Consider the following 20,739-nt stretch of genomic DNA (forward strand, 5'->3'; position numbering starts at 1 on the left):
CAGGCGCGGGCGCGCTGCCATCCGCTGCCGCGACCGCCGTCGACGGCTGGCGCACCAGGAAGACGGCCGGCAGCAACAGCACCCAGGCCATGATGCCGATATCGAACATGGCGGTACGCCAGTCATAGGCCGTGATCAGCCAGCGCGCGAAGGGTGAAATGGTCATCGGCGCCACGCCCATGCCGGCCGAGACCAGCGACACGGCCAGGCTGCGATGGGTCTCGAACCAGGCGGTGGTCAGCGCGATCATCGGCGCGAAGAAGGCGCTGGCCGCCAGCCCGACGATGACGCCATAGCTCAGCTGGAAGACCAGCAGCGATTGGGCTCGGCTCGCCACCACCAGCGACAGGCCGAGCAGCACCGCGCCGGCAAAAACCACCGGGCGGGCGCCGACACGGTCATAGATGGCGCCCCAGGCGAAACCGCCTGCGCCCATCACCAAGAAATTCAGCGTCATGGCGCTGGAAATGCCGGTTCGCGACCAGTTGGTGTCGAGCGCCATCGGCTCGAGAAAGATCGCCAGCGAAAACATCGCGCCGAGCGCCACACAGGTCATCAGCGCGCCGCACGCGACGATCACCCAACGGTAGGAACTGTTCATGCTCTTCTCCCGAGATCGGTTTCGATGCGGCGCCACTCGCTCCAGCTCCGTTGCGCCGCTTGCGTCCGAAGGACGTTGGCGGGATTTCGAATCCGACAATCCGGTTGCATTTTTTATCCGGTCTGCGTGGAAGTCCATCCGGATATGACAAAAGCAGGGGTGTAAGGCTGCCAAGCGCGCCGACAAGATAGACTGCCGAATTGACGAGCCGCTCCGCGGCACTAGCTTTGTGGTCTCGCGACGGGAGATATCGCTCATGGAACTGCATCGCGGCCGCCTCATCGACCACGTCCAGCTGGTGGTCAGGGACCTCAAGGCGAGCCGGCGCTTCTATGAAGCCGTCTTCAAGGTGCTCGGCATTCCGATCGGCGGCGAGGCCGAGGACTATTTCTGGGCCGACGAGCTGTTCATCTCAAGCCTCGACAGCCGGGCGGCGAAGGGACAGCTGACCGGGCGCCATCATCTGGCCCTCCAGGCCAGGGACAAGGCCATGGTCGATGCGTTCTACAAGGCCGGCCTCGATGCCGGCGGCGCCGACAATGGCGCGCCGGGTGAGCGGCCCTACCACCCCGGCTACTACGCCGCCTTCCTGCTCGACCCCGACGGCAACAACATCGAGGCGGTGTTTCACGGGCCGGCAAAGCGAAGTGCCGCTTCGGTCGAGATCAATTTCTAGCGCAGGTTCACGAGGAGCGGGTTGCGGTGATCCGTCCGGAGTTCTCGTAAAAACAAAGAGTTGAAGCGGTCCACGGATTCATCGCTGAACTACTTCACATTGCCGGCGCGTAGCGGTTCACCACCATTCCGCAGGCATAGGCTTTAGAGCCGAGCAGGCGCAATTTCAGGAAGCCGCCACAGTCGAAAATCCGCTCGCCGTCGCCCAGCGCGGCCGGATTGATGAACAGCTGGAACTCATCGACCAGTCCCGCTGCAATCAGCGCCGAGGCAAAGCCGGCGCCGCCGAATACCGCCATGTCGCCTTCACCTTCAGCTTTCAGCGCCTTGACCTCGCGCGGCAGGTCGCCGCTGGCAAGCGTCGTGCGCTCCCACCGCGATGCCGCGAGCTTGTCGCTCAGCACCACCTTGCGCGCCTCGACGATGCGCTGCGCAAAGGCGTAGAAGGGATCGCGCGGATAGTTTTTTGCCGCATTGCCCCAATGGGTTAGATAGCCTTCTTCGGCCATCTTGCGGCTGAGCAGAATGGTATCGATGCCGGCGAACACCGCGTTGAAATCCTGCTTCAAGTCGTCGTCCCACGGGCAGTTGGCGCCCCATTCCCAGAGCTGCCAGTGCTCATCGCCGGCCGCGCCGACAAAACCGTCGACCGACATCTGCATCTGCAGGATCAGTTTTCTCATCGTTGTTCTCCTGATTGAGCTCTGGTGTCACCAGCGCCAGGTCAGGCGGCGTTGGTGATTGCTTTACTTTCGGAACCATTGACACGAGAGAAAAATGATGTCAATAGTAAAGTGATTTAGAAATGGAAGCATTGAGAATGTCGACCAGGGAAAGATCCGGCTGCCCCATCAGCCTGTCGCTCGAATTGCTCGGTGACCGCTGGACGCTGCTGATCATCCGCGACATGATTTTCGCGGGAAAAAGGCACTTCCGGGAGTTTCTGCTATCAGGCGAAGGCATCTCGTCGCGCACGCTGGCCGAGCGGCTGCAGACCTTGCAGGATGAGGGCATTGTCACCAGAAGCGACGACCCCACGCACAAGCTCAAGGCGATCTATAAGCTGACCGAGGCGGGCATCGACCTGTTGCCGGTGCTGGCGACGCTCGGCGCCTGGGGCAGCAAATACCGCAACGCCGATGACAAGCTGGCAAGGATCGCCGATGAACTGGCGACGGGCGGCGAGGCAGGCCTGGAGCAGATAAAGAAGAAGCTGCGCGCCGAGCATATCGGCTAGGGAGCAACGCCAGCCCTCCCTTCGCGGCCGGGATGCTGCGCAACGGGTGACTTGTCCCGCCTGCGCCTCTGCACATAACCTCTGCCAACCCGGCGGGAGGAGAATCGCTTGGACACCACTGTCGTTATTGTCGGCGCCGGGCCTGCCGGCCTTGCGGTCGGTGCCTGCCTGAAGCGGGCAGGAGTGGATTTCATCCTGCTCGAAAGATCGCAGGAGATCGCGCCCGCCTGGCGGCGGCACTATCGGCGACTGCATCTGCATACGGTCAAGTCGTTCTCGTCGCTGCCGTTCCTGCCCTTTCCCAAAAATTATCCGCGCTACGTGCCGCGCGAACTGGTGGTCCGTTACCTCGACGACTATGCGGAAAAATTCGATCTGCGCCCGCGCTTCGGCATAACGGTGAAAGCCATTCGCCGTACCGACAGCGGTTTTCTGGTCGAGACAGGTTCGGACAACCTGAAGGCGCGCCATGTCGTCATCGCCAGCGGTAACAATGCCGAGCCGATCGTCCCCCGGCTCCCTGCCATCGAGGCTTTCAAGGGCGAGGTGCTGCACAGCGCCGACTATACGCAAGCGGCGCCCTTTGCTGGCCGCTCGGTGCTGATCGTCGGCATGGGCAACACCGGCGCCGAGATCGCGCTCGACTTGGCGGAAAGTGGCGCGCGTCCGACCATTTCGGTGCGCAAGGGCGTCCACATCGTGCCGCGCCAGCTGTTTGGCGTGCCGATCCAGATGGTCGGCATCGCCAGCCGGCCAATGCCGCAGGCGCTGAACGAGTGGATGTTTCCGATCATCCTCGATTTCGCGCTGGGCAAGCTCGAGAGATACGGCATCGTCAGGCCGAAGCAGGGCATCCTGCAACAGATCGACGAAGTCGGCCGCATCCCGGTCATCGACGTCGGCACGGTCGACGCCATCACCAAAGGCGCCATCAAGATCGCACCCGACATAGCGGGCTTCACCGAGCGCGGCGCTGCGTTCACCGACGGCAGGCTGGAAAATTTCGACGCCGTCATCCTCGCCACCGGCTATCGCCCGGGCTACGAAAAGTTTCTGCCCGTGGAATTGCAGCCGGAGCGCAGTGGCGTCAACGCCCGCGCCTCGCAACTCGGCCTCTACCTCGTCGGCTTCTACAATCCGGTCACCGGTCTGCTCAGGGAAATTGGACGCGAGGCGAAGGCAGTGGCGGCCGACATTGCTCGGCGAGGCTGAAAGGGGCGGCGTCGGCCAAGCTGCGGATCTCCCGCCTTGCGGGGAGATCGGCTATCTATCACAGCCGCGCCGCATCGCCCTCATCCAGCAGCCATTGCCGCACGGCTTGCGTCGGTTCTGGGTGCCGTTGCTTGCGCGGCATCACGACATAGAAATCGTGCGTCCCACGCATCTCCGCGTTGATCGGCTGCACCAGCCGGCCGGCGGCAATGTCGGCAGCGACGAGGAAACGGCTGGCCAGTGCGATGCCTTGGCCGGCAATGGCGGCGTCGATGGCTAGGCCTGTCTGGTTGAAGCGCATGCGTTTGGCCCCGGTGGCCATCCTCAGGCCGAGCGCTCTCTCCATGAATTCCGGCCACAGATTGTGCGCGTCGTGCAACAGGACATGATGCTGGATATCGGCCGTCGCGATCTCGTTCGCCTCGGTAGGCAGCAGGGCAGGGCTGCAGATGGCGACGATCTGCTGTGGGAACAACAGGTCGACCATCAGGCCGGCGCCGAAGGGCGGGCGGCCTTGCCTGACCGCAATGTCGACGCCGTCGGCCTGAAAACTCGACAGGTTTTCGCTGGCCAGGATTCGCAGATCGACGAGCGGGTTGTGCGCGACGAACTCCGGCAGTTTCGGGATCAGCCATTTGGTGGCAAAGCTCGGCGTGACGCTGATCGTCAGCCGCGCCGGTTCGGGCCGCAGCAGCAAGGTGGCCTCCGAGATCAGCTCGAAGGCGCGGCGGATGTTCGGCATATAGGCGCGGCCCTCGTCGGTGAGCGCCAGGCCGCGCGGCAGCCGGTCGAACAGCTTTGCGCCGAGATCCGCTTCCAGCCCGCGTATATGCTGCGCCACCGCCCCTTGAGTCACGTTCAGCTCCTGCGCGGCGATACGGAAGTTGAGGTGACGCGCGGCGGCTTCGAAGGCACGCAGCGCATTCAACGGCGGCAGGCTCAGGAAGGCTTCAGGCATGCAGGAGTTTTTCTACAGCTTGATTTCAGGCTTTCTGGTTCGAACCAGATGGCAAAACCGTTTATAGCACTGGTCGAACCTCGGAAACATGGATTTTAGAGTCCCGCCAACCCGCACGAAGGAAAATCGAGATGAGTGTAGAAAAAGTAGCAGTCGTCGTCGCGGGCGGCAGCGGCATGGGTGCGGCGGCGGCCAAGCGGCTGGCGGCGGACGGGTTCAAGGTCGCGATCCTGTCGTCCTCCGGCAAGGGCGAGGCTCTGGCCAAGGAGCTTGGCGGCCTCGGCGTCACCGGCTCCAACCAGTCGAATGACGATCTGCAGCGGCTCGCGGATCTGACGCTCGAGCGCTTTGGCCGCATCGACGTGCTGGTCAACAGCGGTGGCCACGGGCCACGCGCGCCGATCCTCGAAATCACCGACGAGCAGTGGCACACCGGTCTCGACGTCTATCTGATGAACGTCATCCGGCCGGTGCGCATCGTGGCGCCGCAGATGGTCAAGCAGAGGGCTGGCGCCATCATCAACATCTCGACCGCCTGGGTGGTCGAGCCGAGCCCGATGTTCCCGACATCCGCCGTGTTCCGCGCCGGGCTTGCCGCCTACACCAAGATCTTCGCCAACACCTACGCCGCCGACAATGTGCGCATGAACAATGTGCTGCCCGGCTGGATCGACAGCCTGCCGGCCACCGAGGAGCGCCGCGACAGCGTGCCGATGCAGCGCTACGGCACGTCGGAGGAGATCGCCGCGACCATCGCCTTCCTCGCTTCCGAAGGTGCGGGCTACATCACCGGCCAGAACATCCGCGTCGACGGCGGCATCATCGGCGCGATCTGACCGCGCCGGTCGCCTTGCGTGAGCCGGCGCGTCACTCCTTCACCGCGCCGGTCATCGACGAGACATAGTGCTCGACGAAGAACGAATAGAGCACCACCACCGGCAGCGAGCCGATCAGCGCTCCCGCCATCAGCGCCCCCCATTCGTAGACGTCGGAGCGCACCAACTCGGTCAGCACACCCACCGGCACGGTCTTGTTTTCCGAGGACTGGATGAATGTCAGCGCATAGATGAACTCGTTCCATGACAGGGTGAAGGCGAATATGCCGGCGGAGATCAGGCCCGGCACCGACAGCGGCAGCACGATCTTGGTGAGGATCTGCCACCGGCTCGCTCCGTCTATCAGCGCGCATTCTTCCAGTTCGAACGGGATGGAGCGGAAGTAGCCCATCAACAGCCACGTGCAGAACGGCACCAGGAAGGTCGGATAGGTAAGGATGAGCGCGAAGGGCGTGTCGTAGAGCCCGAGGTTGAACACCATCACCGACAGCGGAATGAACAGGATCGAGGGCGGCACCAGATAGGCGAGGAAGATGCCGAGGCCGACCTGCCGCGCCCCGGAAAAGCGCAACCGCTCGATCGCATAGGCGGCGAACACCGACGCCAGCAGCGACAGGAACGTAGCGGCGGTCGAGATGATGATCGTGTTGAGCAGCCAGCCCGGATAGGAGGTCTCGAACAGGAGATAGCGGATGTGCTCCAATGTCGGATGCACCACCCAGAACGGATTGAACTGCGCATAGTCGGTCATTTCGAGATTGGGTTTAACCGCCGTGATCGTCATCCAGTAAAACGGAAACAAAAGCACGAAGACGAACACCAGCAGCGGCAGATAGACCGTCACCACGCGACGCGGCAGGCTCTGCAGGTAGCCCATGCCGCCTTCGTCGATATCCCCACGTTTCGCCTTCCTTGTCGCGGCCGTCTTGACCATGTCAGTCTCCGCCGCCTTGTTGCCATTTGCGGCGTTGCAGGCCGAAATAGCTGAACAGGATCGCCGCCAGCAGGAACGGGATCATGGCCACCGCGATGGCCGCGCCCTCGCCAAGCTGGCCGCCGGAAATGCCGCGCTGGAAAGACAATGTCGCCATCAGATGCGTGGCATTCACCGGTCCGCCCCGGGTCAGCACGTAGATCAGCTGGAAATCGGTGAAAGTGAACAGCACCGAGAAGGTCATGGTGATGGCGATGATCGGCGTCAGCAGCGGCAGAGTCACATAACGAAACAACTGCCAGCGACTGGCGCCGTCGAGCGTGGCCGCCTCGTAGAGCGACTGCGGAATGGTCTGCAGGCCGGCGAGCAGCGTGATGGCGACGAAAGGAATGCCGCGCCAGACGTTGGCGGCGATAACCGAAGCGCGCGCATTCTCCGGATCGCCGAGGAAATTGATGCGGTGGTCGATCAGGCCCATTTGCTGCAGCGCCCAGGACAGGATGGAGAACTGCGAATCGTAGATCCACCAGAAGGCGATGGCTGACAGTACAGTGGGCACCACCCAGGGCAGCAGGACTATCGCGCGGAAGAACGATTTGAACGGCAGGTTTTCATTGAGGATGAGCGCCAGCCACAGGCCGAGCACGAACTTCAGGATCGAGGCGCTGACCGTGTAGAGCAGCGTGTTGAAGACGGAGAGCCAGAAGACGTTGTCATTCCAAAGGTACTGATAATTCTCGACGCCGATGAAGATGCCGGGGCGGCCGATCCGGGCATCGGTGAAACCGAGCCAGACGCCCAGCCCGAGCGGATAGGTCAGGAAGACCAGCAGCAGCGCCGCCGCCGGCAGCATGAAGCCGAAGCCCAGCGCGTTGCGGCTTTCGGAGATCCGCGAAAGCATCGACGGACGCGGCTGGGCGGCAACGGACGGCACGGCCATGGAGGGCTCCTCATCGGGGAATCAGGTCACGGCGTCAACGGCCGCCATGGGATTGTGCGACGGGCCGGGCAGCGCACTAGACGCTGCCCGGCGGTGCCGTGATCAAACGCGGTAGTAGCGGTTGGCGCGCTTCTCCGCCTCCTCCATCGCCTCCTGCGGCGTCGCCTGGCCGGTCACCGCCTTGGCGAACATGTCGACCAGGACATAGTCGGCCATGGTCGCCGCCGAGGCATAGCCGAGCGGCCCGGCATAGCCGTTGGGGCGCAGCGTCGCCGAGGCCTTGGCATAGGCGGCATTGTTCGGGTCGGCCGTCCACACTGGATTGTTGTCGAAGGCCTTCAGCGTCTGGCAGCAATAGCCCGCCGAGGAGGTGATCCAGTCGGTCATCTGCGGATCCTCGAACATGAACTGCAGATAGGCCTTGGCCGCATTGGGGTAGGGCGTGTAGTTGAAGATGACGGCGGTGGTCACCTGGAACAGTTCGACCGATTTCCCGACGGGACCGATCGGCAGGTTGGTGGTGCGGATGTCCTTGGCGATATCAGCCAGCTTCGGATCGTTGTCCTTGTTGATCTTGGCCGTATTGTAGGCGGAAATGCCGTTGGCGATGACGCCGAGTTCGCCGGCCAGGAAGGCGCGGTTGTTATTGACGTCGAGCCAGCTTTCGGTCCCGGGAATGAAGGTCTTGTAGAGTTCCTGCGCGTATCCGATCGCCTTTAGCGTCTCGGGGCTGTTGATCGCCACCTTGCCGCTCTCGTCGACCATCTGGCCGCCATGGCTCCACAGCAGCCAGTGCGCGTAATTGTTGCCGTCGCCGACGCCGTGGCCGTGCGTGAAGCCGGCCGGATGTCCTTTCGCCTGCAACGCCTTGCAAAGCTCGAGGAAGCCTGCCGTGTCCTTCGGAAATTCGGAGAAGCCGGCCTCCTTCACCCAGCTTTCGCGATAGACGATGGCATTGCCGATCGTGGCCAGCGGCAGGCCGACGAACTTGCCGTCCCGCGTCGCATATTGCTTCGGTCCGTCGTGCCATCCGCCATATTTCGAGCCCAGATACTCGCCGAGCTCGGTCACGTCGTGCAGCTTGTCGGGATATTGATGCGGGTCGTCGAACCAGACGAACATCAGGTCCGGGCCGGAACCGACATTGGCCGCGACCGCTGCCTTGGGGCGAATGTCCTCCCAGCTTTCCTTGTCGACACGAACCTCGACACCTGTCGCCTCGGTGAAGCGCTTGGTGTTGGCCAGCCATTGATCCTCATCGCCCTTGACGAAGGGCGACCAGCGCAGCAGCCGCAGCTTTGCGCCTTCCTCGGGCTTGTATTTCAAGCCCTCCTGGGCAAAAGCCGGCGAGCCGACGAACCGGCTTCCCAGAGCTCCCGCCGCGGCACCTGCGGTCGTGCGGATTACATCGCGTCTCGTGAATTTCATGGTCGTCTCCTCCGGTTTATCTTCCTTGCTATGCGGTCCTTACCATCCGTTACGCGTTTCAAATCGTGTTCCGGTCTTGCCGTCAAAGAGATGAATCAGGCCAGGCGCGGCAGAGAGCCGTATGGATTCGCCCGGTGTTAAGGCATGGCGTTCGCGGAAATTGGCGACGATCTCGTCGCCGCCGGCGGTGCGGCCGATGATCTGCACTTCCGACCCGGTCGGCTCGACCACCGCGACGGTGACTGGAATGCCTTGGTCTGACGATAGCCGCAAATGCTCGGGCCGTATTCCCAGCACCACCGGATGACCGTTGCCAACGGCCGGCGCGCCGGCCAGCGGCACGGAAATTCCCCCGGCGCCGCGAAAGGACGGAGACCCGTCGGTGACGATCTCGCCCTTGATCAGGTTCATGGCGGGCGAGCCGATGAAACTGGCGACGAAGAGATTGTTTGGCCTGTCGTAGAGCTCCAGCGGCGGTCCGATCTGTTCGACGATGCCGTCATGCATGACGACGATCTTGTCGGCCATGGTCATGGCCTCGATCTGGTCGTGGGTGACATAGACTGTGGTCGTCTTGAGCCGCTGGTGCAGTTCCTTGATCTCGGCGCGCATCTGCACCCTGAGCTTGGCGTCGAGATTGGAGAGCGGTTCGTCGAACAGGAAAACCTGTGGATCGCGCACGATCGCCCGGCCCATGGCGACGCGCTGGCGCTGGCCGCCGGAAAGCTGGCGCGGATATCGCGTCAGCAATGGCACCAGCCCGAGGATTTCGGCGGCGCGCTGAATGCTGGTAGCGCAATCGGCCTTCGAAACACCTTTGAGCATGAGCGAGAACGCCATGTTCTCGGCGACCGTCATGTGCGGGTAGAGCGCGTAGTTCTGGAACACCATGGCAACGTCGCGCTCTTTCGGCGCAACGTTGTTGACGACCCGATCCCCGATCGCGATCTCGCCCCGAGAAATCTTTTCCAGGCCGGCGATCATCCTGAGAAGGGTCGATTTTCCGCAACCCGACGGGCCGACCAGCGTGACGAATTCGCCGTCGTCGATATCCACACTGACGCCATGCAGGACCTCGACGGTCCCGAACGATTTGTAAACATCGCCGATCGCGACAGACGCCATCGATCTCCTCCCGAATGCTTCTTGCGACGCCCCGAAGGAAACCGCTCCTCTCCCGCCTCGCGACCGTCTCCCATTCCCCCAACAGGTCGCGTGACGATCAGACGGTAGCGCTACCAAGCCTGCCTGTAAAGCGGCCATGCGGCCGGTGCTCTTGCCATTCGGAACACCGGCGCAATGACCGGTTCGCCGGCAAACTACCCCCCATTCACAAAAGCCAGCACCAGCTTCTGCAGGTTTCCGCCGGGGCCGAATTCGACCCGGTCGAAGTCGCGGCTCGCCTGCCGCTGAGCCAGCGAGATCTGGGCGAGTTGCCTCGTCAGCTCGGTTCTGATCTTGCTGCAGGCGGGGTCATCAGTAACGGTCAGGCCGACGCTCACCGCCTCGATCTTGCGCACCATCTCGGCGATGGCTGCGCCATGCACTCTCTCGTGGGCGGCGAGCCCGGCGATGAACACCGTCCAGTTCTTCTGGACGGAAGCCGGCAACGGTTCGGCCGGCTTCGGCAAGGTGTAGGTGATGATCAGTTTCGGGCGCGCCGATTTGAGCACGCAGGCGTCGCCTTGCGGCCTGTAGTCCCTGGTCCAGGTCAGCTTGAAATTGGTGTGCGCAATGACCCGACCCTTGCCGAGCAAGGGGCCGGCTTCGCCGATCGCGGCATAGAGTTCCGGGCCGGTCCGCCCTGCGATGGCGTAGGTCTCGACCTTTTCGACCGGCTTCCAGTCGGCGCGTGCCGGCGACGCCAGCAGGGAGGCCGCGAACAGGAGAAAGAACATGGCTGGTTTCATGGAAACGTCAGAGACACTGGGCTGAGGCAAAGATCAACCCGGCGCAATGCACTCAGGTCCCACGGCAGGCCGCGTCATAGTCGGCCAGCACCTGATCGACAGCTTCGAGAAGGATAGCCTCGGGATTGCCCGCCGGCCCGAGTTCGGCCGGCAGCGCCGGCAGGAATTGCCGCATCAGCGTTTCGGGAATGGCAACGTCGTCCAGCGCCTTGCGCAGGCGCTCGACGGCCGCGACAGCGGTGGGGTTGCTCCAATAATAGCGGATGCGGTCGCTGTAGCTGTAATGCCGCTGCACATAGAGCTCTGCTTCATTGCCATGATAGTGGCTGTGCCAATGGCCGGGGGCTGCCAGCATCGCGCTTTCCATGGTCCGGGCGAGCGACCGGTCGCCATAGTCCCTGGCCATTTCGGAGGCGATCAGGTCGAGCCCGTAAAGCGCCTCGCGCAAGACGAAGGTCAGGCCGGGGCCGACCTTGAGGATAGGAAAGCCGTTTGCGACCAGCGCGGTCAAAGCCGCACGGGTCTGGTAGTCGGTCGAATGCGCCTCGTAGACGAGCGACGGCTGCTCATCGAGCAAGCCGGTCAGGCCCTTGGATTTTTCGGGCGCGTAGGCGACGACATTTTGGCTGCCGAATTCCATGCCCGGCTGCACCACCACGGCCATGACGCGGCCGAACGCCTCGGTCAGGCCTTCGCGGGCAAAGATCTCCCGGTGAACCTCGATCGTGCGCCGCGCCGCCGCCGCCTCGGTCGGCTTCAACTCGCTGATCGCATGGTCGACGCCGCCGGGGGCGGGAACTTCGGTGCCGATGATGTAGACCGGCAAGGTGCTGCCTGCGGCGTGCGCGCCCGTTTCGGCCGCCTTTGCCAGCCGCGCCGCCCGGGTGGCGATGGTCTCGTCGTCAAGCGCCGCCGGCTCGCCGGCGCAGCCCATCGATGCGTCGAGATGGATCTTGGTGAAGCCGGCCGCGATATAGGCGCCGACCATGGCCTCGGCCTTGTCCATCGCCTGCGCCGCCGGCTCTGCGCGCCACGGGTTCGGTCCCAGATGGTCGCCGCCGAAGATGATACGCGAGGCTTCCAGCCCCTCGCGGCAGGCGATCTCCAGCACGAAGGCGACGAACAGCGCCGGGGTCATTCCGGTATAGCCGCCGAACTGGTTGACCTGATTGCAGGTTGCCTCAATCAGCAGGTTTTTCTCCCTGTCGGCAACGGCGCGCCTGATCGCCGTCTGGATCACCAGCGGATGCGCGGAGCAGATCGAGGTGATGCCGTAGGGCGAGCCGTTTTTGCGCGCGCTGGCGAGGCCTGCAAGCGGGTTGGCGCTCATGTCCGTCTCGCTGTTCCCTTGATGAATTGATCGAGTCCGTCGAAGCTGGTGACGCCCTCCATCGGGCCGCGCCGGGTGACGTTGCGGGCGCCGGCGGCATTGGCATAAAGCAGCGCCTTGCCGGGCTCCATCCCCTGGCGGCGGCAGGTCAGGTAGGTGGCGCCGAAACAATCGCCGGCGCCCGTGGGGTCGACTTCCTCGACCTGAAAACCGGCGCAGTCGATCCTGGCGCCGTCGGCGCCGAACCAGGAAGAGCCGTCAGCACCGCGCTTCAGCACGATCTCGCCGACGCCCCTGGCAAACAGCGCCGCCACCGCCCGGTGCTCGTCATCGACGCCCGCCGTAGCGAGCAATTCGTCGCCGGACGGCAGCAGCAGGTCGGCATCGTCGATGAGTGCGGAAAACAGTGCGCCGTCGGAGCCGTCGATCAGCTCCTTGCGCACATTCGGGTCGAATGAGGTCGAGCCGCCGCGGGCACGAACCGCCTGCACTGCGTAGCTGACGATCTCCTTCAGCCCTGCCACCGACAGCGTCGATCCCATGATATGCAGATGGCCGGCCCTGTCCGCCAGCAGGCGCGCAGCAGTGGTCAGGTGGATCTGCCCGGCGGCGGATTCGGCGATGTTGTAGACGAAGTCCCTGATACCATCGGGCCGGTAGCGCACGAAGGCGCATCCCGTCGGGAAGCGGTCGCTGATATCGACGGCTGAGACGTCGACGCCGTCGAGCTCCAGCCTGTCCAGGTTGAGCGTGCCGAAATCGTCGCGGCCGACGCAGCCGATAATGCCGGCGCCGCCTCCCAGCCGGGCGACCTGATCGATGAAGATCGCCGGCGCACCGCTGGGGAATGGCCCGACAAGCGATTGCGGCTCGAGGAAGCCGAAACCCAGTTCCGTCGCCATGATCTCGACCAGGATTTCGCCGGCGACAATCGTTGGCCCCACGCCCTCGGCGGCGATCTCGCTTCGGCGCGAAAGGCTCATGCTTGCGATTCCTCTCACACGCAAACTGATTGCTTGCCCGCGCAGTTATCCGACGCAAATGTTTATCGGGTAAATCGCACATACAGCGAAGTCAATAAAACTCTACATGCGTATAGTTTATCTGTTTCCGCGCGTACACATTGCAGGATTCGGGTGGCTGGGATCGTGGCACCGTGCAAATCAGGCGTCGACCGCAGCGAAAGGACAGCCATGCTCACGCTTCATGATTATTTGCCGTCGCAAAACGTTTGGAAGGCGAGGGTCGTGCTCGGCCTGCTCAACATTCCCTATGAAAGCCGCCTGGTGTCGATTTTCGAGGGCGAGAGCCACACCGACGCCTTCCTGAAGCTCAACCCGGCCGGCGCCGTTCCTGTGCTCGAACTCGAGGATGGCCGTGCGATCGCCGAATCGAATGCGATCCTCATTTATCTCGCCGAAGGCACGCCCTTGCTGCCGGCGGATCGCTATGTCAACGCGAAAATTATGCAATGGCTGTTCTTCGAACAGTACCATGTCGAGCCGGTCATCGGCTCCCTGCGCTTCTGGACGCTGGCCGGAAGGCTGGAGCGCAACCAGGCGATGGTTCCGGCCAAGCGCGAAGCCGGCGCCCGCACGCTGGCAGCGCTGGAGCGCAGCCTGAACGATACGCCGTTCCTTGTCGGCGACACGCTCACCATCGCCGACATTGCTGTCTATGCCTACGGCCACCGTGCCGAAGATTGCGGCTTTGCGCTGGCGGCTTATCCGGCGGTCCTCGCCTGGACGGACCGGGTGCGCGACGCCATCGGTCCCGGCTATCCCGTGCATCTCTACAGCATCGATCCGCACTCGGCTGCTTGACGGCAAAAGGCGCGCGCGTTCATCTTGCTTAGTCGAAAAGAAGACCCAGATTCTGCTTTGTCGGCGGTTTTTACTCGCAATCCGTTGGCTGGATGGCCGGGTCTCGGCGTCATCTCGACGACCGGCCGGCACTTAGCATGGAGGTGACCATGACACGCGACGACATCATTTCGGTGTTGGGGCCGGTAGACGAGGCAGTCATAGCCGACATCGCGCTGACCGGCGCCACCCTTGAAGAACTGCGCGAGGCGTTCGCCTGGCTCGGTGCCGACGAGGCGCTGGTCAACGAGGGCCGCCGCTTGCCGGGAACGAAGGTGGCGCGGCTGATCGAAATTCTCGATATGCCGGACGACGAGGACGGCCGGCAAGCGGCGGCGCAGTAGGCTGTAGGCGTAGGGTATCGATCCGCGCCACCTTATTCCCTATTCCACACTGCCTGTTCCCTTCCTTACGCCCTCGACAGCAGCCGGCGCATGATCAGCGAGGCGTGGCCGCCAACGCCGTGCGCGGCCGTGTGGCGCTCGACCACTTCGAAACCGTGCTTGCGATAGAAGGCGATCGCCCGGTCGTTGCCCTCGATCACTTCCAGCGCAATGCTGGGGATGCCGGCATGCGCGACAAGCACCGCGTGCAGCAGGTCGGTGGCGAGCCCGCTGCCGAACTCTGTCTTGTCGATGTGCAGCCGGTCGAGCAGGACATCGCCACGATCGTCCATCGCCGCCATCGCGTAGCCGGCGATCGAACCGTCCGGCCGTTCGGCCACGAACGACATCTTGTTGTCGTCCCCAAGTTCCTCTGCCAGCCGCTCGGGCGCATGCTTGTCGTCCGAGAGCCGCGGGGTATTTTCAGGTCCCAGGATCGACGAATAGGTGCGCCGCCAAGACTCTCCCAGCAGCCGCGATACCGACGCTACATCGTTCTCTGCCATCGCCCTGATCTGAACCATGGCCGATCCCTTACCGCCTTACCCGCGACTTCAGCCAACGATCGAAGGCCACGGCCAGGATCAGGATCAGGCCGATGACGATGCTTTGTGTGTAGGACGAGACATTGTTGAACTGCAGCCCGTTCTGCAGCACGCCGATCAGCGCTGCGCCCACCACCGTGCCGCCGACCGAGCCGATGCCGCCGAATAGCGAGGTACCGCCGATGACCACGGCGGAAATCACCGTAAGTTCGTAGCCGATGCCGGCTACGGCTTCGGAGGAGTTGAGCCGTGCTGACAAAACGAAGGCCGCCAGCCCGGCGAAGAAGCCGACGATGACATAGACCGAGATCAGAATGCGGTCGACGCGCAGGCCCGAAAGGCGCGCGGCCTCGGCATTGCCGCCGACGGCATAGACGGCGCGGCCGTAGCGCGTATAGCGCAGCACGATGTGGCACAGGATGGCCGCCACCGCGAAGATGATCGCCGGCACCGGCACCGGTCCGATGAGCCCGGTGCCGAACCAGCGCATCGAGGCGTCGAAACCGGAGATCGGTCCACCATTGGAGATGGTCAGCGTCAGGCCGCGAAACACTGTGAGACCACCCAGCGTGACGACGAAGGGCGGCACTTTCAGCCTGGTGATGGCAAAGCCCTGGACGCCGCCGGCCAGCGCCCCGACGATGACGGCGGCAAGCAAGGCGGCGAACCAGCCATATCCTTGCGTGCCCGTGGTCGACAGCGACAGCGTGTTGGCGGTGCCGCCCTTGGCCACCACCGCCGCCACCATGCCGCAGAAGGCGAGCAGTGAGCCGACCGACAGGTCGATGCCGGCAGTGAGGATGACGAAAGTCATGCCGAGCGCGATCAGCCCGGTGATCGAGATCTGCCTCAAAATGTTGAACAGATTGATTGGATCGATGAAGCTCGGCTTCAGCACGGTGAAGATGACGATCAACACCGCCAGGAACATCAGCGGCCCAAAACTCATCAGAAGCCGCGCGATGTTGATGCCGCTGCGCTGGGTCTGTTCGGTGGTGCTGGTCATTGCGTTGCGTCCTGCTTGCGGTCGAGCGCCATCAGTTCCATCAGTTTTTCCTCGGTCGCTTCGATGCCCGGCATTTCGCCAGTGATACGGCCGCGCCGCATCGTAACGATGCGATCCGACACTGCCAGCACCTCCGGCAGCTCCGACGAGATCATCATGATGGCGATGCCGCGCGCAGCCAACTGGACCAGGATCTGGTGCACTTCGGCCTTGGCGCCGACATCGACGCCGCGCGTCGGCTCGTCGACGATCAGTACTTTCGGGTCGCGCGCCAGCCAGCGGGCCAGGATGACTTTTTGCTGGTTGCCGCCGGACAGGCCCTCGATCGCCTGGTCGGGCGAGGCCATGCGGATCGACAGTGCCTTGCGATAGCCGGCCAGCGCCTCGCGCTCGCGCCGTTCGGCCATGAAGCCGGCCCCATTGCTGTAGCGGCCGAGCGAGGCGATGGAGAAATTGTTGAGAATGCCAAGTGCTGCAAAAATCGCCTGGTGCTTGCGGTCTTCCGGCACCAGGCCGATGCCGAGTTTGATGGCGTCGGCGGGCGAAGCCAGGGCGATCGGCTTGCCGTCGAGCGCAATCGTGCCGGCCGCGATGCGGTCGGCGCCGAAAATGGCGCGGGCAAGCTCGGTGCGGCCGGAACCGACGAGACCGGCAACGCCGAGGATTTCGCCGGCCTTCAGATCGAGGTTGACACCTTCGAGCACGATGGCGTGCGGCGCCAGCGGATCGCGCACCGTCCGCAGCCCGCGCACCGAGAGCCGGACCTCGCCGGCGACGTCGCGCTGCGTCGGCCGCGCGTAGAGTTCGGAGGCGGCGCGGCCGACCATCTTCTCGATGATCTTCGGAATCTGGATCGGCCGGCCGTCGCGGTCGAGATGACCGGCCAGCCTGCCGTCCCGCAGCACGGTCATGCGGTCGCAAATGGCGGACGCTTCTTCCAGCCGGTGGGTGACGAACATGATGGCGACACCGTCCTTGCGCAGCCTGTCCATGATCGACATCAGTTTCTGCACCTCGGTCTCGGTCAGCGCCGAGGTCGGCTCGTCCATGATGATCAGGCGGCTTTCCAGCGACAGAGCGCGGGCGATTTCGACCAGCTGCTGTTCGGCTACCGACAGCGAGGACACCGGCGTCGCCGGATCGATGTCGAGACCGACGCGGGCGATGATCGCGCGCGAGGCGTCCTCCATCCTGCGCCAGCTGACCAGCCCGAGCGGCCCGAGCGGCGCGCGGCCGATGAAAATGTTTTCCGCAACCGTCAGCGTCGGGATCAGGCTCAGTTCCTGATAGATGGTGACGATGCCATGCCGCTTCGCATCCTGCGGACTGGACGGCGCGTAGTCGGCGCCGTCGAAGACGATGCGGCCGCTTGACTGCGGCATCACGCCGGACAGGATTTTCAACAGCGTCGACTTGCCGGCGCCGTTCTCGCCGAGCAGGCCAAGGATCTCACTGGGCCGCACCTCGAGCGAAACGTCGATGAGCGCGGTGACGCCGGAAAAATGCTTGGTCACGCCTTCGACGGAAAGGAGCGGGGGCGATGATGCGGTGGGTTCAACGGCGGACAAGCATTGCTCCCGGATTGCGATAGGCAGCGGGACAGCGCCCCCCTCTGTCCTGCCGGACATCTCCCCCACACGGGGGGAGATCAGCAGTTTTGCCGGCAGCACTATTTCTATAACGTTGGCGATTGGCGAAAGCAGACGTGACGGCCAATCTCCCCCCAAGTGGGGGCGATGTCCGGCAGGACAGAGGGGGGCGCGACAGAGCGCGACCTCCACCCGTCATGGGCCCTACTCTCACTTCGTCTCGTTCAACCTCTCCGCCTTGTCGAGATTGTCCTTGCCGATGACGATCGGCGTCAACAGCACCAGCTTCTCCTTCGGCTCGGTCTTGTCCCTGGCGAAGGCGACCGCGATCTGCACCGCCTTGCGCGACTGTTCGCCGGGGAACTGCTCGACCGTGCCGGCGAGCTTGCCGTCGCGCACGGCGACCAGCGCTTCCGGCAGCGCGTCGAAGCCGTAGATCTTGACGTCGGTGAAGTTGCGCGCGGCACAGGCTTCGAGCGCGCCGAGCGCCATGTCGTCATTGGCGCAGATGATGGCGTCCGGCTTGCCGTTGGCGGCAAGCCCGGCCTCGGTCACCGACAGCGCTTCGGCGCGGGCGAAATTAGCGGTCTGCTCGAAGATGATCTGGTACTTGTCCTTGAGCGGATCGAGCACATTGTGGACGCCTTTGTTGCGGTCGATCGCGGGCCCGGCACCCGGCTGGCCCTGCAAATGGAACAGCTTGGCGCCGTTGGGGAACGCCGCCACCATGGCCTGCGCCTCGGCCTCGCCGCCCTTGACATTGTCGGCGCCGACATGGGCCAGAATGCCCTCGACGCCGTCAACGCGGCGGTCGATAGTGACCACGGGAACCCCGGCCTTGACCGCTTCCTCGATCGCCGGCGCCAGCGCGTTGACGTCAAGCGGCGAAATCACGATGGCGTTGACCTTCTGCACAAGTGCGGCCTCGATGTCGGCGGTCTGCTTCGGCGCCGAGTTCTGGCCGTCGCTCTCGGTCAGATTGACGCCTTGCGCCTGCGCCTCCGCCTTGATCTCGTTCAGCATGTGCACAAAGAACGGAAAGCCGAGATTGGGCACCGAGCCCAATATGGTCAATTTGTCGGCGGCAAAGGCCATGGGCGCGGCCAGCGCCATGGCGCCGGTCGCCACGGTCGACAACAGGAATTCGCGTCTGTTCATCAGATATCCTCCACATGAACGCAGGAGCCCGAAACCGGGAGCGGCTCGGGACGGTCCTTGCGTCAATTCAAAAATGGAGTGTCCTGTGAACGCCCCGAGGGGACGCGAGGCGCTCCAGCCGGTCCGCCGCAACGTTCTCCTCCGCACGGCGCCGACCGGAGGATGCTAGCCAAGGAAAATCGATTACGCAAGGTGAGGCGAGGGGCTGAAACTGCTAATCTCCCCCCTTGTGGGGGAGATGTCCGGCAGGACAGAGGGGGGCGCTGTCCCGCCGACATTGGCCAATTTCACTTACATCTTTGAGCTAACCTCTACGCAGAATACTTGATGCGGGCGATCCTTCGCGCCCCCCCTCTGCCTTGCCAGGCATCTCCCCACGAGGGGGGAGATTGGCAGCTTAGACGCCTCTACCTGTCGATGGTCGTTATCACCCGCTCATTGTAGCGCGGCCCTGAGACCTTGCCCGGCGCAAGGGCTGCGTCGAGCGCAGCAGTCTCGGCCGGGTCGAGCTGGATCGCGGCTGCAGCAACATTTTCTTCGAGATACTTGCGCCGCTTTGTCCCCGGGATCGGCACGATGTCGATGCCGAAACCGTCGCCCTTGCCGAGCACCCAGGCCAGCGCGATCTGTGCGGGCTTTGCCCCCTTGGCACTGGCCACCTCTTGCACCGCGGCGGCGGCCGCGACGTTGGCGTCGTAATTGGCGCCCTGGTAGCGCGGGTCGCCGCGGCGGAAATCGCCTTCCGGATAATCCTCGGCGCGCTTGACGTCGCCGGCGAGGAAACCGCGGCCGAGCGGCGCGAACGGCACCAGGCCGATGCCGAGCTTCTTGAGCAGCGGGATGATCTCCGGCTCCAGATTGCGCTCCCAAAGCGAATACTCGCTCTGCAGCGCCGAGACAGGGTGCACGGCATGCGCACGGCCGATATTCGCCGCGCCCGCTTCCGACAGGCCGAAGAAGCGCACTTTGCCATCGGCAACCAGCCGGCCGACCGTGCCGGCGACGTCTTCCATCGGCACCGCCGGATCGACGCGATGCTGGTAGTAAAGGTCGATATGGTCGGTGCCGAGCCGCTTCAGCGAGCCCTCCAGCGCCTCGCGGATATGGTCGGGCCGGCTGTCACGCTCCGTGCCGACCTGTCTGCCGTTTTCGATGCGGAAGCCGAATTTGGTGGCAAGGGTCACCTCATCGCGCCGGCCCTTCAGCGCCCGCCCGAGCAGTTCTTCATTGGCATAGGCGCCGTAGACTTCCGCCGTGTCGAGGAAGGTACAGCCGAGTTCGATGGCTCGGTGCAGGGTAGCGATCGATTCCGCCTCGTCGGCAGGGCCGTAGGACTGGCTCATGCCCATGCAGCCGAGGCCGATCACCGAGACCTGCAGCCCCTGGCTGCCGAGTTTGCGGGTGCTGAGGGTCATTGCCGTTCTCCTTGGGGCTGAGGAAAACTATAGCGGCCGCTCCTCCAGTTTCCATAGCTGTTCGGCGGAAGAACAGCGCTTCCCTTGACAAAACCCAGCCGCAAGCGCCTTTGCCGGCGGCCATTGGGGGCCATGGGATACCAATGAAGAAGATCTACGAGAAGCCGACGCTGAACCGGCGTCAGCAGCTCTCGCGCGTCACCGCGCTCATAATTCCTTCGGACCACTAACCGAATATTGTCGTCGCCATTGCAAAGTCCGCTGCCGAGGCGCAGCGGTTTTTTGCTGCCGTCGGATCGTAGCGCTGCCAGAAGCAGGCGGTCAAAATTGACAGAGCGGCCGATCTCCAGCATCCTTATGCCGCCGCCATGTCTTGCGGTCTTGTGTATGAGTGAGCCATGGCCAGTTCCGTCACCAGCCAGAATTCCAAGCGCGCCGCGGTGCGCAAGGCGCTCGACCGCCACAAGGTCTACGTCACCGCGCAAAGCTTTTCCGGCGGCGTCTACTCGGCCCGCGTGCTGGTCGACGGCGAGGCCTACTGGGTCGACGAGTTCCGGCTGAGCCAGCTCCAACAAGGGCTGTCCCCGGCCGAGCTAGACCTGACGCCCGCCTCAGACGATTGAGCGTGATCTCCACATTCTTCGCACCACGCTGGGAAATCTGAAATGTTGGCGGGACAGCACTGTGCAGGAACGCGGCGCAGGGAAGGTTCGTCCGCCG

The 20,739-nt window shown here is 63.8% G+C and carries 23 protein-coding genes; 7 read left to right on the forward strand and 16 right to left on the reverse strand.

Translation table 11 applies throughout. The annotated features are described in order from the left end of the window. Positions 1–601: MFS transporter (locus X726_RS139225; protein ID WP_023673462.1), on the reverse strand; the 601-nt coding region annotated here is incomplete at its 3' end. 247 nt (positions 602–848) lie between these two features. Here X726_RS139225 and X726_RS139220 point away from each other — a divergent pair. Continuing rightward, positions 849–1,277 (forward strand): VOC family protein, encoded by a 429-nt coding sequence (locus tag X726_RS139220; RefSeq protein ID WP_156936038.1) that lies wholly within the window; start codon positions 849–851, stop codon positions 1,275–1,277. 94 nt (positions 1,278–1,371) lie between these two features. Here X726_RS139220 and X726_RS139215 read toward each other — a convergent pair whose 3' ends face one another. Then, the gene (locus X726_RS139215; protein WP_023673464.1) at positions 1,372–1,959 is read right to left on the reverse strand and encodes a dihydrofolate reductase family protein; all 588 of its coding nucleotides are present in this window, start codon (positions 1,957–1,959) and stop codon (positions 1,372–1,374) included. A 137-nt stretch (positions 1,960–2,096) separates the two neighbouring features. Between X726_RS139215 and X726_RS139210 the strand changes: the two genes are divergently transcribed. Continuing rightward, a complete protein-coding gene (locus X726_RS139210; protein WP_023673465.1) occupies positions 2,097–2,513 on the forward strand; it encodes a helix-turn-helix domain-containing protein in 417 nt (138 codons plus the stop codon). Between the two features lie 108 nt (positions 2,514–2,621). Then, on the forward strand, positions 2,622–3,725 hold the full coding sequence (locus X726_RS139205; RefSeq protein ID WP_023673466.1) for an NAD(P)/FAD-dependent oxidoreductase: 1,104 nt from the start codon (positions 2,622–2,624) through the stop codon (positions 3,723–3,725). A 58-nt stretch (positions 3,726–3,783) separates the two neighbouring features. Here the strand turns inward: X726_RS139205 and gcvA are convergent, their stop codons facing one another. Then, positions 3,784–4,683 carry a transcriptional regulator GcvA gene (gcvA, locus tag X726_RS139200; protein WP_023673467.1) on the reverse strand — a complete coding sequence of 300 codons (900 nt, stop codon included), beginning with the start codon at positions 4,681–4,683 and terminating at the stop codon, positions 3,784–3,786. 131 nt (positions 4,684–4,814) lie between these two features. Between gcvA and X726_RS139195 the strand changes: the two genes are divergently transcribed. After that, positions 4,815–5,519: an SDR family oxidoreductase gene (locus tag X726_RS139195; protein WP_023673468.1), complete on the forward strand. Its 705-nt coding sequence runs from the start codon at positions 4,815–4,817 to the stop codon at positions 5,517–5,519. 31 nt (positions 5,520–5,550) lie between these two features. Here the strand turns inward: X726_RS139195 and X726_RS139190 are convergent, their stop codons facing one another. The 7 genes from X726_RS139190 to X726_RS139160 all read right to left on the reverse strand — a co-directional run bounded on the left by X726_RS139190 (position 5,551) and on the right by X726_RS139160 (position 13,044). Beyond that, positions 5,551–6,453, reverse strand: a complete 903-nt coding sequence (locus X726_RS139190) for a carbohydrate ABC transporter permease (protein WP_023673469.1) — start codon at positions 6,451–6,453, stop codon at positions 5,551–5,553. Between the two features lies 1 nt (position 6,454). Then, positions 6,455–7,393, reverse strand: a complete 939-nt coding sequence (locus tag X726_RS139185) for a sugar ABC transporter permease (protein ID WP_023673470.1) — start codon at positions 7,391–7,393, stop codon at positions 6,455–6,457. A 102-nt stretch (positions 7,394–7,495) separates the two neighbouring features. Then, positions 7,496–8,821 (reverse strand): ABC transporter substrate-binding protein, encoded by a 1,326-nt coding sequence (locus tag X726_RS139180; RefSeq protein ID WP_023673471.1) that lies wholly within the window; start codon positions 8,819–8,821, stop codon positions 7,496–7,498. Positions 8,822–8,860: 39 nt separating this feature from the next. Beyond that, entirely contained in the window at positions 8,861–9,946 is a 1,086-nt protein-coding gene (ugpC, locus tag X726_RS139175; protein WP_023673472.1) for a sn-glycerol-3-phosphate ABC transporter ATP-binding protein UgpC, read from the reverse strand. A gap of 194 nt (positions 9,947–10,140) precedes the next feature. Next, entirely contained in the window at positions 10,141–10,719 is a 579-nt protein-coding gene (locus X726_RS139170; RefSeq protein WP_023712528.1) for a DUF922 domain-containing protein, read from the reverse strand. A 64-nt stretch (positions 10,720–10,783) separates the two neighbouring features. After that, complete coding sequence (locus X726_RS139165; protein WP_023673474.1) at positions 10,784–12,061, reverse strand: D-tagatose-bisphosphate aldolase, class II, non-catalytic subunit; 1,278 nt, start codon at positions 12,059–12,061, stop codon at positions 10,784–10,786. Beyond that, positions 12,058–13,044: a sugar kinase gene (locus X726_RS139160; RefSeq protein WP_023673475.1), complete on the reverse strand. Its 987-nt coding sequence runs from the start codon at positions 13,042–13,044 to the stop codon at positions 12,058–12,060. Before X726_RS139160 ends, X726_RS139165 begins: the two co-directional genes overlap by 4 nt. Positions 13,045–13,254: 210 nt before the next feature. Between X726_RS139160 and X726_RS139155 the strand changes: the two genes are divergently transcribed. Both X726_RS139155 and X726_RS139150 read left to right on the forward strand, forming a co-directional pair. Next, the gene (locus tag X726_RS139155) at positions 13,255–13,884 is read left to right on the forward strand and encodes a glutathione S-transferase family protein (protein WP_031215554.1); all 630 of its coding nucleotides are present in this window, start codon (positions 13,255–13,257) and stop codon (positions 13,882–13,884) included. A 149-nt stretch (positions 13,885–14,033) separates the two neighbouring features. Continuing rightward, positions 14,034–14,267 (forward strand): hypothetical protein, encoded by a 234-nt coding sequence (locus X726_RS139150; protein ID WP_031202909.1) that lies wholly within the window; start codon positions 14,034–14,036, stop codon positions 14,265–14,267. 65 nt (positions 14,268–14,332) lie between these two features. On the opposite strand, the gene X726_RS139145 is transcribed toward X726_RS139150, so the two are convergent. The 6 genes from X726_RS139145 to X726_RS1000000170880 all read right to left on the reverse strand — a co-directional run bounded on the left by X726_RS139145 (position 14,333) and on the right by X726_RS1000000170880 (position 20,372). Beyond that, positions 14,333–14,830: an N-acetyltransferase gene (locus tag X726_RS139145; protein ID WP_023673478.1), complete on the reverse strand. Its 498-nt coding sequence runs from the start codon at positions 14,828–14,830 to the stop codon at positions 14,333–14,335. Between the two features lie 10 nt (positions 14,831–14,840). Beyond that, the gene (locus X726_RS139140; RefSeq protein ID WP_023673479.1) at positions 14,841–15,857 is read right to left on the reverse strand and encodes an ABC transporter permease; all 1,017 of its coding nucleotides are present in this window, start codon (positions 15,855–15,857) and stop codon (positions 14,841–14,843) included. Beyond that, on the reverse strand, positions 15,854–17,425 hold the full coding sequence (locus X726_RS139135; RefSeq protein WP_031215555.1) for a sugar ABC transporter ATP-binding protein: 1,572 nt from the start codon (positions 17,423–17,425) through the stop codon (positions 15,854–15,856). Before X726_RS139135 ends, X726_RS139140 begins: the two co-directional genes overlap by 4 nt. 231 nt (positions 17,426–17,656) lie before the next feature. Next, positions 17,657–18,604, reverse strand: a complete 948-nt coding sequence (locus X726_RS139130; protein ID WP_023673481.1) for a substrate-binding domain-containing protein — start codon at positions 18,602–18,604, stop codon at positions 17,657–17,659. A 407-nt stretch (positions 18,605–19,011) separates the two neighbouring features. Next, a complete protein-coding gene (locus X726_RS139125; RefSeq protein ID WP_023673482.1) occupies positions 19,012–20,019 on the reverse strand; it encodes an aldo/keto reductase in 1,008 nt (335 codons plus the stop codon). Continuing rightward, positions 20,016–20,372, reverse strand: a complete 357-nt coding sequence (locus X726_RS1000000170880; RefSeq protein ID WP_155921580.1) for a hypothetical protein — start codon at positions 20,370–20,372, stop codon at positions 20,016–20,018. Before X726_RS1000000170880 ends, X726_RS139125 begins: the two co-directional genes overlap by 4 nt. Before the next feature lie 45 nt (positions 20,373–20,417). On the opposite strand from X726_RS1000000170880, the gene X726_RS139120 reads away from it, so the two are divergent. Beyond that, the gene (locus X726_RS139120; RefSeq protein ID WP_023673483.1) at positions 20,418–20,642 is read left to right on the forward strand and encodes a hypothetical protein; all 225 of its coding nucleotides are present in this window, start codon (positions 20,418–20,420) and stop codon (positions 20,640–20,642) included. Positions 20,643–20,739: the final 97 nt, after the last annotated feature.

It is taken from the genome of Mesorhizobium sp. LSJC285A00 (assembly GCF_000503155.1).
Lineage (GTDB): Bacteria > Pseudomonadota > Alphaproteobacteria > Rhizobiales > Rhizobiaceae > Mesorhizobium.

Coding starts and splice junctions, on each gene's coding strand:
- X726_RS139215 (WP_023673464.1), bottom strand. CDS start 1,959: ATGAGAAAACTGATCCTGCAGATGCAGATGTCGGTCGACGGTTTTGTC.
- X726_RS139210 (WP_023673465.1), top strand. CDS start 2,097: ATGTCGACCAGGGAAAGATCCGGCTGCCCCATCAGCCTGTCGCTCGAA.
- gcvA (WP_023673467.1), bottom strand. CDS start 4,683: ATGCCTGAAGCCTTCCTGAGCCTGCCGCCGTTGAATGCGCTGCGTGCC.
- X726_RS139195 (WP_023673468.1), top strand. CDS start 4,815: ATGAGTGTAGAAAAAGTAGCAGTCGTCGTCGCGGGCGGCAGCGGCATG.
- X726_RS139190 (WP_023673469.1), bottom strand. CDS start 6,453: ATGGTCAAGACGGCCGCGACAAGGAAGGCGAAACGTGGGGATATCGAC.
- X726_RS139185 (WP_023673470.1), bottom strand. CDS start 7,393: ATGGCCGTGCCGTCCGTTGCCGCCCAGCCGCGTCCGTCGATGCTTTCG.
- X726_RS139180 (WP_023673471.1), bottom strand. CDS start 8,821: ATGAAATTCACGAGACGCGATGTAATCCGCACGACCGCAGGTGCCGCG.
- ugpC (WP_023673472.1), bottom strand. CDS start 9,946: ATGGCGTCTGTCGCGATCGGCGATGTTTACAAATCGTTCGGGACCGTC.
- X726_RS139170 (WP_023712528.1), bottom strand. CDS start 10,719: ATGTTCTTTCTCCTGTTCGCGGCCTCCCTGCTGGCGTCGCCGGCACGC.
- X726_RS139165 (WP_023673474.1), bottom strand. CDS start 12,061: ATGAGCGCCAACCCGCTTGCAGGCCTCGCCAGCGCGCGCAAAAACGGC.
- X726_RS139160 (WP_023673475.1), bottom strand. CDS start 13,044: ATGAGCCTTTCGCGCCGAAGCGAGATCGCCGCCGAGGGCGTGGGGCCA.
- X726_RS139155 (WP_031215554.1), top strand. CDS start 13,255: ATGCTCACGCTTCATGATTATTTGCCGTCGCAAAACGTTTGGAAGGCG.
- X726_RS139150 (WP_031202909.1), top strand. CDS start 14,034: ATGACACGCGACGACATCATTTCGGTGTTGGGGCCGGTAGACGAGGCA.
- X726_RS139145 (WP_023673478.1), bottom strand. CDS start 14,830: ATGGTTCAGATCAGGGCGATGGCAGAGAACGATGTAGCGTCGGTATCG.
- X726_RS139140 (WP_023673479.1), bottom strand. CDS start 15,857: ATGACCAGCACCACCGAACAGACCCAGCGCAGCGGCATCAACATCGCG.
- X726_RS139130 (WP_023673481.1), bottom strand. CDS start 18,604: ATGAACAGACGCGAATTCCTGTTGTCGACCGTGGCGACCGGCGCCATG.
- X726_RS139125 (WP_023673482.1), bottom strand. CDS start 20,019: ATGACCCTCAGCACCCGCAAACTCGGCAGCCAGGGGCTGCAGGTCTCG.
- X726_RS1000000170880 (WP_155921580.1), bottom strand. CDS start 20,372: ATGCTGGAGATCGGCCGCTCTGTCAATTTTGACCGCCTGCTTCTGGCA.
- X726_RS139120 (WP_023673483.1), top strand. CDS start 20,418: ATGGCCAGTTCCGTCACCAGCCAGAATTCCAAGCGCGCCGCGGTGCGC.